Source organism: Thioclava atlantica (genome assembly GCF_000737065.1).
In the GTDB taxonomy this organism is placed as follows: domain Bacteria; phylum Pseudomonadota; class Alphaproteobacteria; order Rhodobacterales; family Rhodobacteraceae; genus Thioclava; species Thioclava atlantica.
Map to the genome: position 1 here is coordinate 231,479 of NZ_AQRC01000002.1, position 14,181 is coordinate 245,659.

A 14,181-nucleotide genomic window follows, 5' to 3' on the forward strand; every position below is an offset into this window, starting at 1 on the left:
CCGAAAACCTCAACGCAGACACGCGATTTCGTGATTTGACCTTCGCGAGGCGACGTCCGCCGAAGCGCGGACGCCGCGCCCCGGACTCCCCTTCGCGTTGCAAACGCTGCCATCCGATTCGCCCGGATGGCGGTTTTGGCGGATTTCCCCGCGAGGCCCGCGCGCGAACGAAAACCGGGCGGCGCCTTTCGGTCGCCGCCCGGTCGGAAATCGTCAGGCTCAGCCTCGTTCAGACGCCGCTGTCGAAGGGTTCGAACGCGTCCGCGCGGGCGCGTTTCCAGCGCTTGAGATAGCCGAAGCGATCGTCATCCTCGCGCAGCAGGAACCCTTCGGGCATGTAGTGATAGATCTCGTCGCCGACCTTGAAGTCGCGTTCGCGGTCGCGCACCAGCAGATGATGCGGCAGGAACTGGCCCGGATGGGTGAGCCCCGCAGCCCCCGTCATCTCGGCCAGCGCCTTCATCGTGTTGCGGTGGAAATTGGCGACGCGCTGCGCCTTGTCGGGCACCACCAGCGCGCGCTGACGGATCGGGTCCTGCGTCGTCACCCCGGTCGGGCATTTGTTGGTGTGGCAGGACTGCGCCTGAATGCAGCCGATCGAGAACATGAAGCCGCGCGCCGAGTTCGCCCAATCCGCCCCGATGGCGAGCACCTTGGCGAGGTGGAAGGCGGTCACCAGCTTGCCCGAGGCGCCGATCTTGATCCGGTCGCGCAGCCCCGCACCGCGCAGCGTGTTGTGCACGAAGCTCAGCCCCTCGACGAGCGGGAAGCCCATATGGTTGGCGAATTCCAGAGGCGCCGCGCCGGTGCCGCCCTCCTTGCCGTCCACGACGATGAAATCGGGGGTCACGCCGGTTTCCAGCATCGCCTTGACGATGCACATGAACTCGCGCCGGTGACCGACGCAAAGCTTGAAGCCCACCGGCTTGCCGCCCGAGAGCTCGCGCAGCTGCGAGATGAAACCCATCATCTCGAGCGGCGTGTCGAAGGCCGAATGCGACGCCGGCGAGACGCAATCGACGCCCATCGGGATGTCGCGCGCCTCGGCGATCTCGGGGGTGATCTTGGCGGCCGGCAGCATGCCGCCATGGCCCGGTTTCGCGCCCTGGCTGAGCTTGATCTCGATCATCTTCACCTGCGGATCGGCGGCCCGCTCGGCGAATTTCTCGGGATTGAAGGAGCCGTCATGATTGCGGCAGCCGAAATAGCCCGAACCGATCTCGTAGATCAGGTCGCCGCCTTCCCGGTGATAGCGCGAAATCCCGCCCTCGCCGGTGTCATGGGCGAAACCGCCCATCTTCGCGCCGCGGTTCAGCGCCATGATCGCATTGGCCGAGAGCGCCCCGAAGGACATCGCCGAGATGTTGTAGATCGAGGCGCTGTAGGGCTGTGTGCAATCCGGCCCGCCGATTTCGACCCGGAAATCGCTGTTCTCGATATGGCGCGGCTTCACCGAATGGGTGATCCACTGATACCCCGATTCCGAGACCCTCAGCCGGGTGCCGAAGGGCTTGGCGTCCTCGATATCCTTCGCACGCTGATAGACGATCGTGCGGGTGGCGCGCGAGAACGGCACGTCCTCGTCATCGCCCTCGATCAGGTATTGCCGGATCTCGGGGCGGATCTCCTCGAAGAAGAAACGCAGATGGCCGAGGATCGGATAGTTGCGGGTGATCGCGTGGCGGGTCTGGATCAGGTCGTGAATGCCGACCAGCGTCAGGAAACCGAAGAGGATCAGCCCGATCAGGAACCAGTCGCTCAGCAGCAGCCCGAGAAGGGATACGACGGCGAGGAATGCGGACAGGGCGAGCGGCGAAAAGCGAACGAAGCGCGTGAACATGTCCCCTCCCACGGGGTTGTTATCATTTGTTCTTGCGCGGCCAGTCTAGCGCGCGTGGCCTCTATGTCGAGGCCCGCTCATGCATGCAACCCCGGATCGGACCAGAGCGCGTTTTCGATCGCATCGAGCCCGTCGGTCAGGCAGGCGGGCCCCGGCTGGAGGATGAGTGTCGATTTGATCTCGTGGAGCCGTCCGCGCGCAACAGCCGGAATGCTTTGCCATCCCGGACGGGAAGAAACTTTTTCGGGCCGGAATTTCTTGCCGCACCACGAGCCGAGGATGATATCGGGCGCGGCCGCGATCACTTGTTCGGGAGTGGCGATGCGATCCTTCGCCTTGCCTTCGCGGCCGAGCTCGGCGAACACGTCCCGACCTCCCGCGATGGCGATCAGTTCCGAGACCCAGCCCACGCCCGAGATCAGCGGATCGTCCCATTCCTCGAACCAGACGCGCGGCCGTGCGGGGCGCGGTTTGGCGGCGATGCGCGCGAGCCGCGCCTCATATCCCGCCGCAAGCGCATCGGCCTTCTCGGGACAGCCCACCAGCGCTCCGAGCGTGCGGATCATGTCGAGAATACCCGCGATGGAACGCTGGTTGAACGCATGGACCGCGACACCCTCGCGCACCAGCCCCACCACGATCTTCGCCTGCAGATCCGAGAAGGTCAGCACGAGGTCGGGTTCGAGCGCGAGGATCTTCGGAATATCGGCGCTGATGAAGGCCGAGACGCGCGGCTTCTCGCGGCGCACCCGGGCGGGACGGACCGCATAGCCCGAAACACCGACGATGCGGTCCTCCTCGCCCAGAAGATACAGGGTCTCGACCGTCTCCTCGGTGAGGCAGACGATCCGCTCGGGGGGAAAAGCCATCAGGTATCCAGCGTCGAAAGCGGTTGGAAAACAGGTCCTTGCGGGGTGATCTTGAAATGCGCCCGGATGTGGAAGACCTCGGCCAGAAGCGCCTCGCTCAGCACCTCGCCCGGCGGCCCGTCCGCCACCATCCGCCCTCGGTCCATCACCCAGAGCCGCGTGCAGTGGCGCGCCGCGAGCCCCAGATCGTGCAGCGAGGTGACGACCGCGCCGCCCGCGCGCGCATGGGCCTCGAAGACCTCCATCGTCGCGATCTGCGCCGCCGGATCGAGCCCCGCGATCGGCTCGTCGGCCAGGATCAGCGGGCTTTCCTGCGCCAGCGCGCGGGCGATCAGAACCCGCGCCTGCTCGCCGCCCGAAAGCCGCGTGGCGATGCGGTCGCGATAGGTCTCGAGCCCCATCCGGCCAAGCGCCGCCTCGACCGCCGCCTCTCCGGCCGCCGCCTGATCGCGCCCATGCGGCAGGCGACCGAGCGCGACCAACTCGGCCACCGACAGTCCCCAGGCGATCTCGCGCGCCTGCGGCAGCCACGCCGCCGCCCGTGCCCGCGCCAGCGGATCGAGCCCCGCCAGAGAGCTTGTCCCGCGATGGTCCAGAAGCCCGAGCGCCCCGCGCATCAGTGTCGTCTTGCCCGCCCCGTTGGGGCCGATCAGCCCGATCACCTCGCCTTCGCGCACCGAGGCGGAAACCCGATCGACGACCGGGCATGCGCCCCGCAGAACGGTGAGGTCGGCAAGTTCCAGCATCATCCCTCGCGCCCCAGCTTGCGGATCATCGACAGGAAGAACGGCGCGCCCACGAGAGCCGTCAGCACCCCGAGCTTCAGGTCCCGTTCGGGCGCGATGACCCGCGTGGCGATATCGGCCGCCATCAGCATCGCGGCCCCTCCGAGCGCGGAGGCCGGCAGAAGCCGCGAGGGCCGCGCCCCCATCGGCTCGCGCAACAGGTGCGGCACGACGAGCCCGACGAAGCCGATCGCGCCCGCGACCGCCGTCGCCGCCCCCACCATCAGCGCGGTGCCGAGCACGATCTCGAGCCGCAATCGCTTGAGCGAGATCCCCATCGAGGCCGCCGCATCCTCGCCCAGCGAAAGCGCATCGAGCCCCGCGCCGGTGCGCAGCAGGATCAGCGCACCGAGCCCGAGGAAGGGAGCCGCGAGCGCCACATGGGTCACCGAGCGGTCGGCAAGCGAGCCCATCATCCAGAACACGATCTCGGCCGCGGCATAGGGCGAGGGCGCGAGGTTGAGCACCATCGCGGTCGCCGCCGCCGCGAGCGCCGAGACCGCGATACCGGCGAGGATCAGCACCAGCGCCCGCCCCTCGCGCCCCGCAAGGATCAGGATCAGCGCCACGGCGACGCCCGCGCCCGCCAGCGCCGCGAAGGGCAGCGCCAGCGCGAAGGTGGCATAAAGCCCGGTCTGGATCGCGATCACCGCGCCAAGCGCCGCGCCCGCAGAGGTGCCGATCAGCCCCGGTTCGGCCAACGGGTTGCGCAGGAAGCCCTGCATCGCCGCCCCCGACAGCCCGAGTGCCGCCCCGACGCCAAAGCCCAGGACCGCGCGCGGCAGGCGCAGCTCGCGCATCACCAGCCCCGCCGCGCCATCGCCCGAGATCAGCGCGCGCAGCCCCTCGAGCGGGCCGATGCCCGACGGCCCGATCAGCAGCGAGGCGAGAAACAGCGCGGCGCAGGCCAGCGACAACCAGATGAGGATCGCCCGGTAACTCATTGCGTGAGCTTCTCCTTTTCGATCCTGCGCCCGAGCGCGGCGAGGTCCTGCACCGCATTGAGCATCGCCGGCGCGCCGCAGGTCCAGCTCGCGTCGCGCAAGCCCCGCACCACCGGAAGATCGCGCAGGACCGGATGGGCCAGCACCTCCTGCGCGCGGCTTGTCCCGGTCTCGCCCTGCGAGCCGCCGACCACGACCAGATCGGGCCGGTCCATCACCAGATCCTCCATCGGCAGCCGCCCGCCCCAGTCCAGCCCCGGCCCGCTGACGACATTGGTGAACCCCGCCATCGCGAGGATCTGCCCTTCGAGCGTGCGCGGCCCGTAGCCATATCCGCTCGGGCCGATGATCGCCGCGCGCAGCCCCGGCGCGGGTTTCTCGATCGCGGCGAGACGGGCATCGAATTGCGCGAGCATCGCCGCCGCCCGCCCGGGGTGACCGAGCAGCCGCCCCATCGTGGTGATCCGCGCCCGGATCTCGGACAGAGAAGTGCCAGGCGGAAGCTGTTCGACCCGGATCCCCAGCGTCCTGAGCATCCGGATCGTGTCCGGGTTCGACCAGGTATCGGCGAGCACGAGATCGGGATGAAGGATCGAGATTTCTTCGGCCCGCCCGTGGTTTGCGCGGTAGTCTTCAGCCTGTTTCCAATGCACCGACATGCCCGGATCGGTGGCGAAATGGCTCAGCGATACGATCTGGCCCGGATCGGCCAGCGCCAGTGCCAACTGATCGGTGCACAGGTTCATCGAGACGACGCGATCCGGCATGTCGGCATTGGTCTGCGCGGGCGTCTGGGCCCGCGCAGGAACCGCCGCCCAGAGAGCGGCGGCGATGAGGGCGACACGCGCCCCCGCTCTGGGATCAGAACTGCGCACGCAGCCCCACATAGGCCGCCCGGTCCGACGTGCCATAGCCCGGCCAGAGCTGATACTGCGCGTCGAAGAGGTTCTCGATACGCAGATAGGCCTCCTTGCCCTCGCCCAGATCGTAGCGGAGCTGCGCATTGACGACACCGTAATCGGGCTGGCTCTGGCGGTCGGCGACCACGCGCAGATCGGCGCCCGCGGTGATCCGGTCAGTCAGCTTCGCATCGAGCCCGGCGGTCAGAGTATGACGCCCGAAAGCGGTGTTCCAGGTGGAGCCGCTCGACAGACCCGCCGGGTTCGACCAGTCGAGATAGGTATAGCCGAGGCGATAGTCGATCCGGTCGCTCAGCGGCCCTTTCAGGCCGAGTTCGAGGCCCTGCCGCGTCGCGGTGCCCGAGGTCTGGTAGTAGCTGTAGGTGCTCGAGGAATAGTCGATCAGATCCTCGACCTCGATCCTGAACAGCGTCGCGGTCAGGGTCTGCGCCCCGAACTTGCGCTCCACGCCGAGATCGTAGCTGAGCGATTTCTCAGGCTGCAGGTCGGGGTTGCCTGCGCCGTAGCCGGCGTAAAGCTCGTAGCCCGAGGGCGCGCGGAAGCCGTTGCCGATCGAGCTGCGGACCAGCGTCTGCGCATCGGCCTGCCAGGTCACCCCGAGACGGCCCGTGGTGAAGCCGCCGAATTGCGAATGCTCGTCATGGCGCGCCGAGGCGACCACGTTCACGTCCGTCACCGGCTCGAAGGCATATTCCGCGAAGACCCCGGTATCGGCGGTCAGCACCTGCCCGGTGACATAGGTCCCGGTATAGGTCTCGAGCTTGCGGTCGGCGCCGAAGGTCAGACGCCCCTGCCCGAGATCGGTCGCAGCCTTCCAGTCGAGCGTGCGGCGTTTTCCCTGATAGTAAAACGGACCGTAGGGACCGCCCCGGTTATCACGTTTTGTGGTGAAATAGCTCAGCCCAAGCTCGTGGTTGAAGCGTCCTGTGGAGAATTGTCCGAAAAGACGTGCGCCCCGCTCCTTGTGAATTGTGTATTCTCCATCATCCGAGGGGAGAGAGCCTCCCTTGTCAAACTCGCCGCGATCGTTCTGGGCAAAGCCCGCGAAACCGATCAGCAGGCCCTCGCTGACGCGTTTCTGGGCGCGCAGGCTCAGACGCTCGGCGCTGTAGCCGTCGGCCTCGGTATTGCCGTTACGCTTGTCGGCGGCCGAGAAGCCCGCCGTGTAGATCTTCGACAGCTGCACCGCGAGCTCGTCCTCGCCCTGCTTCCAGCCGAAGCTGTAGGCCGCGTTCGCGGTGTGGTAGGAGCCCGCCTCGAGATCGACGCGCTGGCTGAAACCGTCCTTGGTGGGGCGCGGCGTGTCGAGGTTGATGACCCCCGCCACCGCCTGCCCGCCATAGACCGCCGATTGCGAGCCGCGCAGGATCTCGACCCGATCGTAGTTGAAGCTGTTGAACCGGCCCAGATCGGGCAGAACCTGCGTCGCCGAGGGGTCGGAGACGTCGATCCCGTCGACCAGCACCTTGACGTAGTTCTGCGACACGCCCCGGATCGTGAACCCGGTCTGCGCGCCCATCGGCCCGCGGGCCAGGATACCGACGCCGGGCGCCTGGGCGATGAGTTGGGCAAGCCGGGTCTCGCCGGTCTTTTCCATCTCCTTCTTCGAGATCACGGTCACCGATTGCGCGGTCTCGTCGGACGAGCGCGGCTCGAGCGCGCCGTAATAGATGACGATCTCGTCGAGCGCGTAGGGTTGGCTGTCTTGCGCGAAGGCCGGGGCGGCGAGCGCGGTGGTGAAGAGAAGGGTTGCGGCAATTCGTGAGTGCGCCATTTCCAAAATCCCTCGAAACACGGCCTTGAGGCCGTTGAGCTTTTGTTTGCAAGTCTTTGGAAAGATGCCCTTTCCGCCGACGGTGAAGAATGTCACCACTGACGGAAATCCGCCTCTCCCGCGCACCCCGCACGGGCAGAAAGGATGAGCGCCTCGGCAGGTCTCCTGACTCGCGGGTCGTCGCTCTGGCTGGCCTTCCCGGGAATGTCCCAGTGGCGTGTCAGCCGTCGCTCGCCGCTCACAGTTGCGGGGGCAGCCCCGGAATAGGCAGATGCCGCACCGGGTTCCCTTTTCATCCGCTCACGCGGAACCGAAGTGCCGCCGATGTGCCGCGACGGCAACCTCCTGTCAAGGAAAATTCAGCTTTCGTGAGACACCCGTATCCGCTTGTTGAAGCGGATCGAGGAGAGGAGCGCGAGCCCGATCAGCCCCGCGCCCAGGAGGCCGGTGATCACTTCAGGCACCTCCATGAAGGTCTGCGCGAACATCACCACCGAGAGGATCAGGATCGACCAGAAGGCCCCGTGTTCGAGATAACGGAACTCGTTGAGCGTGTTGCGCTCGACCAGCATCAGGGTCATCGAGCGGACATAGACCGCGCCAATCCCCAGCCCGATCGCGATCAGGAACAGGTTCTGGGTCAGCGCGAAGGCCCCGATCACCCCGTCGAAGCTGAAGGAGGCGTCGAGCACCTCGAGATAGAGGAACGCGCCGAGCCCGGCCTTGGCGGTCTCGGCCACCATGCTCTTGCGGTCGAGCACATGGCCCAGCACCTCGACGCCGAGGAAGGTCGCGAGCCCCGCCACCGAGGCGAAGAGGAAATCGCCATCGCGCCCCTCGGGCAGGAACCAGGTGAAGAGCATGATCAAGCCGAGCACGAAGCCGATCTCGAGCCCACGGATCGAGGCGCAGGCGCGCAGCCGGCATTCGAGCGTGTGGATCCAGTCCACTTCCTTGCCCTCGTCGACGAAATAGGTCAGCGCGACCATCATCAGGAACGCGCCGCCGAAGCCCGCGATCGAGAGATGCGCCCCCTCGATGATATGCGCGTATTGCTGCGGGTGGCGCGCGGCCAGCTCGATCGCTTCCCACGGCCCGATCCCCGCGGCGATCACGACGATCAGAAGCGGAAACAGGATCCGCATCCCGAAGACCGCGATCAGGATCCCCCAGGTCAGGAAGCGCCGCTGCCATTGCGGCGTCATCTGCTGGAGCTTGTTGGCGTTGACGATGGCGTTGTCGAAGCTCAGCGAGATCTCGAGCACCGCGAGGATCGCCGCGACGAACAGGAAGGAAAGCGCGCCGCCGAGCGTTCCGCTATGCTGGAACCCTAGGACGAAGGCGCCCACGAGCCCCGCGAAGGTCAAAGCGAAGGCCCAGGAGAAATAACGTAACGGGGTTTGGATGATGGCTCCGGCTGGCATCAGCGCTCAGATAGGGGTCGGGACGCGGCTTCGCAAGGGAGGCCCCGCGCGCAGCCCTGCGCTTTGACGGGACGCAGGCGCGCAACGCGACGTCACGAAGGGTCAGAGCCCGGCCTCGCTCAGCCAGCCCTCGATCCGGGCCTTGTTCACCCCGAGATCGGAGCGTCCGAAGACGAGATGGCCGCGGATCTGAAGGGTCTTCCCATCGACCCAGAGCAGCGTGACATCGGGAAAGCCCCAGAAGGCGGATCGGGTGACATAGGCCGCGCGGCCCTCGGCCACCGAGCCCGCGACGCGCCGGGTGCGGGCGGTGGCGCGGATGATCTTGTCGAGGGCGGCCATCTGCGCCCCCGGGTCGCCCAGCTCTCGCGCGGCCTGGAAGCCCCCCGTTAAAGGGTAGTCCCCCGGTGCCTTGGCGAGCCCTTCGATCTCGTAGCGCTGCGGGTCGATCGGAGCGAGCCGCACCCAGGCATCGGCCGCGACCACGGCGACCGCCACCAGCCCGAGAAGCAGCCCGAGGGTCTTCATTCCGTGCCTCCCGCGCGCATCTTCCATCCGGCCAGCGCGATCAGCTCGGACGCGACATGCGCGCCCGCGATCGCCGTGGCCCCGGTCGGGTCATAGGGCGGCGAGACCTCGACCACGTCGCCGCCGATCAGGTCGATCCCCTTGAGCCCGCGCAACAGTTCCGCCGCCTGCCAGCTGGCCAGGCCGCCCCAGACCGGCGTGCCGGTGCCCGGCGCGAAGGCCGGATCGAGGCAATCGATATCGAAGGTGATGTAGCAGGGCCGATCCCCCACCACCTCGCGGATCCGCGAAAGCGTCGCGTCGATCCCGTCGCGATGGACCGAGGGCGCATCGAGGATCCGCACGTCGAGCGTATCGGGATTGTCGGTGCGGATGCCGACCGAGACCGTCGTCTCGGGCGCAACTACGCCCTGCTTGATCGCCTTGTAGAGGAAGGTCCCGTGGTCGATCCGGCTCATGTCGTCATCGGCCCAGGTATCGGAATGGGCGTCGAACTGGATCAGCGCGACCGGACCGTGCCGGGCGGCGACCGCCCGCAGGATCGGCAGGGTGATGAAATGATCGCCGCCCAGCGTGACCGGCACCACGCCCGCCTTCAGGATATCCGCCAGATGCGCCTCGATCCGGCCGGGCACCTCGGGGACGTTCGCATAGTCGAAGGGCATGTCGCCGCAATCGATGATGGCAAGCTCGGTGAACGGGTCATAGCCCCAGCCATAGGGCGCATCGAAGGCCTGCAGGGTCGAGGCCTCGCGGATCGCGCGCGGCCCGAAGCGCGTGCCGGGCCGGTTCGTCACCGCCTGATCGAAGGGAATGCCGGTGACGGCGATCTGCGCACCGGTCAGGTCCTTGGAGTAGCGCCGGCGCAGGAAACTGGTGGCCCCGCCAAAGGTGTTCTCGAAGCTCAGCCCCCGCGCCTCCTTGCGCGTGAAGGCCTGATCCACCTGTGTCTTCGCGTCTTCCAGAGCCATCGGCTTCCCCTGCTATGTCCGGCTTCAAGATGTGGCTCCCGGCGGGTGCAAGGTCAAGCACGCGACGCGCCCGCCCCTTTCCCCGGCGCAGCGCCGCCTCGGAAAAGCGGAGCCGCGCATATATCCTCTTGCCGAACTGACCTATGTCAATTCGCTGACTGGCGAACTCCTCTATTACGCCTCCAGGAGAGCGAAGGAGATCCCATGCGTCTGACCACCCGTACCAATCTCGCGATGCGCGTCTTGATGTTCTGCGCCGTCAATCCGGGCCGGATCGTCCGCAAGCACGAGATCGCCGAAGTCTGCAATGCCTCCGAGAACCATCTCGCGCAGGTGATCCACACCCTCGCCCAGAAAGGCTATGTCGACACGCAGCGCGGCCGCGCGGGCGGGATGCGGCTCGCGCGCGACACCGACGATATCCGCGTGGGCGAGCTGATGCGGACCTTCGAGGGCGTCGTCCCCTTCGCGGAATGCTTCGACCCGGCCGCGAATACCTGCCCGTTGCGCAAGGTCTGCCTTCTGCGCGATGCGCTCTCCGAGGCGCTCGAGGCTTTCTATGCCGCGCTCGATCGCAAGACACTGACCGATCTGGTGCAGGATAACGGGGGGCTCGAGGCGATCCTGCGCCTGCCGGGCGGGGCGAAACTGTCCTTCTGCGCACCGGGCGGGGCGATCACCACCCCGGCCTGACGCCGCTTTTCTCAGCCGATCTGCCTTGTTTTGCGGGCGTTCGTGTCGCTTGCGTCACAGTTTCATGACGCCCGCTCACGGAAAAGCGAACAAAATTCAGTTTCGCTTGACCCCCCCTTTTCTCCGCGAGAGCCTGTGACTACCTGTCGCAGCACGTCGGGGCGTGACCCCGCGAACGCGACTCACAACGAGGCAAATGAGATGCAACAGCAATCGGGCAGCCAATCGGGCCAACAACAGCAGGGCGGAACGCCCCGTCCCGGCCAGCAGCAGGGACAGTCCGGCACGTCCAACCAGCAGGGCGGCACGGTGTTCAACGACTGGGCGTCGATCTGACCCCCGACCGGCGCGGTTTCCCCGCGCCCTTGTGAAACGACCTTGCGGCGCATGGCGTCATCTGCCGCAAGACCCCGCGCCCCACACCGGGCCGGATCTCTTGCGCCTCGCGTCGGTGTGGCTCAAACTGTTTTGCGGTTCACGGATCTGAGGGCGTCACCCGCGCCTTCCTGAACCCGCGGGACGGATCAGATGACGCAGCCCCTCACCTCGATCAGCGGCATCGGCCCGGCGACGGCCGAAGGATTCGTGCGCGCCGGGATCACCACGGCCGAGCAGCTGCGCGAGATCGGCGCGGAGGCCGCCTATGGCGCCTGGATCGCGGCCGGAAATCCACCCCATTTCATCGGTTTCTATGCGCTGCACATGGCGCTTCAGGGCCGTCCCTGGAACGATTGCCGAGGCGCGGAAAAGGCCGCGCTGCGCAAGCGGTTCGACGCGCTCAAGGCGGGTATCGCCGGCAAGGCCGCGCTCAAAGACAAGGGCCGCGCCCGGCTGGACGCGGCCCTCGATGAAATCGGTCTGCGCGCGAAGCGCTAGATCGGGTCAGCCGACGATTTCGAGACCCGAGAAGAAGAACGAGATCTCCTGCGCGGCGGTCTCGGGCGCATCCGAACCGTGCACCGAGTTCTCGCCGACCGAGAGAGCGAATTCCTTGCGGATGGTGCCGTCAGCGGCATCGGCCGGGTTGGTCGCACCCATCACTTCGCGGTTCTTTGCGATGGCGCCTTCGCCTTCGAGCACCTGAACCACGACCGGCTCGGACGCCATGAACTCGCACAGTTCGCCGTAGAAGGGGCGTTCCTTGTGGACTTCGTAGAATTTGCCGGCCTGCTCGAGGGTCAGCTTGATGCGTTTCTGCGCGACGATGCGCAGGCCCGCTTCCTCGAACTTGGCGTTGATCTTGCCGGTGAGGTTGCGCTTGGTCGCGTCGGGTTTGATGATGCTCAGAGTGCGTTCGATGGCCATGTCTGACTCTTTCCTTGTATATCGCGGCCGGGCGATCCCGGGCCGAAAAACATGACGCGCCTGCTATCACGCGGGGCTTTCGTTGAAAAGCCCTCTAAAACGGCCATGTCCCCAGCTTGCGCGCCCGATATGGCAGTCGCGTGAAACCCGGCTTCGCGCCCCGGATATGCGGCGCCGGGCGGTCGCGCGGGGGCTGCCTCCGGCGGGGGTATTCGGGGCCAGGTGAAGGGAGCGATTGACTGTTCCCCTGCCCTGCGCCAAGTCAGGCCCCATGTTGCGCATTTCCGATATCTCCTTCTCGATCGAGGGGCGTCCGCTGTTCCAGGGCGCCTCGGCGACCATTCCCGAGGGCCACAAGGTCGGGCTCGTCGGGCCCAATGGCGCGGGCAAGACCACCCTGTTCCGGCTGATCCGTGGCGAGTTGACGCTCGATGGCGGCGAGATCTCGCTGCCCTCGCGCGCCAAGATCGGCGGCGTGGCGCAGGAGGTGCCCTCCTCCTCGACCTCGCTTCTCGATACGGTGCTGGCCGCCGACGAGGAGCGCGCGGCGCTGATGGCGGAGGCCGAAACCGCGAGCGATCCCGCCCGCATCGCCGAGGTGCAGACCCGGCTGGCCGATATCGACGCCTGGTCGGGCGAGGCGCGGGCGAGCGCGATCCTGCGCGGGCTGGGGTTCGACACGGAGGCGCAGCAACGCCCCTGTTCGGATTTCTCCGGCGGCTGGCGGATGCGGGTGGCGCTTGCGGGGGTGCTGTTCGCCCAGCCCGATCTCCTGTTGCTGGACGAACCGACCAACTATCTCGATCTCGAAGGCGCGCTCTGGCTCGAGCAATATCTGGTGCGCTATCCGCACACCGTCATCGTGATCAGCCACGACCGCGACCTGCTGAACCGGGCGGTGGGCGCGATCCTGCATCTCGAGGACAAGCAGCTCACGGTCTACCAGGGCGGCTACGACACTTTCGCGCGCACCCGCCGTCTGCGGCGCGAGGCGCAGGCGGCGCAGGCCAAGAAGCAGGAGGCGCGGCGCGCCCATCTGCAAAGCTTCGTCGATCGCTTCCGCGCCAAGGCCACCAAGGCCAAGCAGGCGCAGGCGCGGGTCAAGATGCTCGAGAAGATGGAGCCGATCACCGCGCCCGAGGAAGCGGCGAAGCAGGTCTTCACCTTCCCCGAACCCGAGCAGCTCTCGCCCCCGATCATCGCGATGGAAGGGGCCGCCGTGGGCTATGGTGGACCGGCGATCCTGAAGCGGCTGAACCTGCGCATCGACCAGGATGACCGGATCGCGCTTCTGGGGCGCAATGGCGAGGGGAAATCGACGCTTTCCAAGCTATTGGCGGGCAAACTTGATGTGATGGAAGGCAAGATCACCCGCTCGTCCAAGCTGCGTATCGGCTATTTCGCGCAGCATCAGGTGGACGAGCTGAATCTGGGCGAGACGCCCCTGACCCATCTGCAGCGCGAGCGGCCCGAAGAGCACCCTTCGAAGCTGCGCGCACGCCTGGCGGGGTTCGGCCTTGGCGCGGATCAGGCGGAGACGGCGGTCGGCAAGCTCTCGGGCGGTCAGAAGGCGCGGCTTTCGCTCCTGCTGGCGACGCTCGACGCGCCGCATCTGCTGATCCTTGATGAGCCGACCAACCACCTCGATATCGAAAGCCGCGAGGCGCTGGTCGCCGCGCTCACCGAATATTCCGGCGCGGTGATCCTGGTCAGCCACGACATGCATCTGCTGGGGCTGGTGGCGGACCGGCTCTGGTTGGTGAAGGGCGGCGCGGTGGCGCCTTATGCGGGCGATCTGGAAAGCTACCGGGCGGAACTGCTCGCCCCCGACCCGGAGGAGAAAGCGGCGAAGGCCGCCGCACCGAAGCCGGCCAGGCCGTCACGCGATGCGATGAGCGCGCTCAAGCGCGAGGTCCGCGAGTGCGAGGCGCGGGTCGAGAAGCTGAGCGATATGCTCGAGAAGCTCGACGCAAAGCTGGCGGACCCTGCGCTTTACGAGGCGGGCAAGGCCTCCGATCTCGCGGTCTGGCAGGCCAAGCATGCCGAGGCCACGCAGGCGATGGAGCGTGCGGAAGCGCTGTGGATGGCGGCACTGGAAAAGCTGGAGGCGGCCGAACGGGGCTGAGCG

The 14,181-nt window shown here is 67.0% G+C and carries 14 protein-coding genes and 1 riboswitch; of the genes, 4 read left to right on the forward strand and 10 right to left on the reverse strand.

The features are described 5' to 3' along the window. Window positions 1-229 precede the first annotated feature (229 nt). The 9 genes from DW2_RS03605 to speB form a co-directional block, all read right to left on the reverse strand. Window positions 230-1,840 carry an FMN-binding glutamate synthase family protein gene (locus DW2_RS03605; RefSeq protein ID WP_038143885.1) on the reverse strand — a complete coding sequence of 537 codons (1,611 nt, stop codon included), beginning with the start codon at window positions 1,838-1,840 and terminating at the stop codon, window positions 230-232. 77 nt (window positions 1,841-1,917) lie between these two features. Beyond that, a complete protein-coding gene (locus DW2_RS03610) occupies window positions 1,918-2,709 on the reverse strand; it encodes a cobalamin-binding protein (protein WP_038143887.1) in 792 nt (263 codons plus the stop codon). Then, the gene (locus DW2_RS03615) at window positions 2,709-3,455 is read right to left on the reverse strand and encodes an ABC transporter ATP-binding protein (protein ID WP_081874832.1); all 747 of its coding nucleotides are present in this window, start codon (window positions 3,453-3,455) and stop codon (window positions 2,709-2,711) included. Before DW2_RS03615 ends, DW2_RS03610 begins: the two co-directional genes overlap by 1 nt. Further along, window positions 3,455-4,438, reverse strand: coding sequence for a FecCD family ABC transporter permease (locus DW2_RS03620; RefSeq protein WP_038143890.1), 984 nt, complete (start codon window positions 4,436-4,438; stop codon window positions 3,455-3,457). The genes DW2_RS03615 and DW2_RS03620 overlap by 1 nt, the downstream gene beginning before the upstream one ends. Next, on the reverse strand, window positions 4,435-5,313 hold the full coding sequence (locus tag DW2_RS03625; RefSeq protein ID WP_162178882.1) for an ABC transporter substrate-binding protein: 879 nt from the start codon (window positions 5,311-5,313) through the stop codon (window positions 4,435-4,437). The genes DW2_RS03620 and DW2_RS03625 overlap by 4 nt, the downstream gene beginning before the upstream one ends. Then, window positions 5,300-7,132, reverse strand: coding sequence for a TonB-dependent receptor plug domain-containing protein (locus DW2_RS03630; RefSeq protein ID WP_156102866.1), 1,833 nt, complete (start codon window positions 7,130-7,132; stop codon window positions 5,300-5,302). The genes DW2_RS03625 and DW2_RS03630 overlap by 14 nt, the downstream gene beginning before the upstream one ends. A 138-nt stretch (window positions 7,133-7,270) precedes the next feature. After that, window positions 7,271-7,462: riboswitch (cobalamin riboswitch) on the reverse strand. A gap of 29 nt (window positions 7,463-7,491) precedes the next feature. Further along, window positions 7,492-8,556 carry a DUF475 domain-containing protein gene (locus DW2_RS03635; protein ID WP_038143894.1) on the reverse strand — a complete coding sequence of 355 codons (1,065 nt, stop codon included), beginning with the start codon at window positions 8,554-8,556 and terminating at the stop codon, window positions 7,492-7,494. A 102-nt stretch (window positions 8,557-8,658) separates the two neighbouring features. Continuing rightward, the gene (locus tag DW2_RS03640) at window positions 8,659-9,084 is read right to left on the reverse strand and encodes a DUF1499 domain-containing protein (protein ID WP_038143895.1); all 426 of its coding nucleotides are present in this window, start codon (window positions 9,082-9,084) and stop codon (window positions 8,659-8,661) included. Continuing rightward, a complete protein-coding gene (speB, locus tag DW2_RS03645) occupies window positions 9,081-10,055 on the reverse strand; it encodes an agmatinase (RefSeq protein ID WP_038143896.1) in 975 nt (324 codons plus the stop codon). The genes DW2_RS03640 and speB overlap by 4 nt, the downstream gene beginning before the upstream one ends. A gap of 204 nt (window positions 10,056-10,259) precedes the next feature. On the opposite strand from speB, the gene DW2_RS03650 reads away from it, so the two are divergent. From DW2_RS03650 to DW2_RS03655, 3 genes are all read left to right on the forward strand, one after another. Then, window positions 10,260-10,748 carry an RrF2 family transcriptional regulator gene (locus DW2_RS03650; RefSeq protein ID WP_051855282.1) on the forward strand — a complete coding sequence of 163 codons (489 nt, stop codon included), beginning with the start codon at window positions 10,260-10,262 and terminating at the stop codon, window positions 10,746-10,748. Between the two features lie 201 nt (window positions 10,749-10,949). Then, window positions 10,950-11,084 (forward strand): hypothetical protein, encoded by a 135-nt coding sequence (locus DW2_RS20265; RefSeq protein ID WP_272944419.1) that lies wholly within the window; start codon window positions 10,950-10,952, stop codon window positions 11,082-11,084. Between the two features lie 192 nt (window positions 11,085-11,276). Next, window positions 11,277-11,624, forward strand: a complete 348-nt coding sequence (locus DW2_RS03655; RefSeq protein WP_038143897.1) for a TfoX/Sxy family DNA transformation protein — start codon at window positions 11,277-11,279, stop codon at window positions 11,622-11,624. Between the two features lie 6 nt (window positions 11,625-11,630). On the opposite strand, the gene ndk is transcribed toward DW2_RS03655, so the two are convergent. Beyond that, window positions 11,631-12,053 carry a nucleoside-diphosphate kinase gene (gene ndk / locus DW2_RS03660; protein ID WP_038143898.1) on the reverse strand — a complete coding sequence of 141 codons (423 nt, stop codon included), beginning with the start codon at window positions 12,051-12,053 and terminating at the stop codon, window positions 11,631-11,633. A gap of 271 nt (window positions 12,054-12,324) precedes the next feature. On the opposite strand from ndk, the gene DW2_RS03665 reads away from it, so the two are divergent. Then, a complete protein-coding gene (locus tag DW2_RS03665) occupies window positions 12,325-14,178 on the forward strand; it encodes an ABC-F family ATP-binding cassette domain-containing protein (protein ID WP_038143899.1) in 1,854 nt (617 codons plus the stop codon). Window positions 14,179-14,181: the final 3 nt, after the last annotated feature.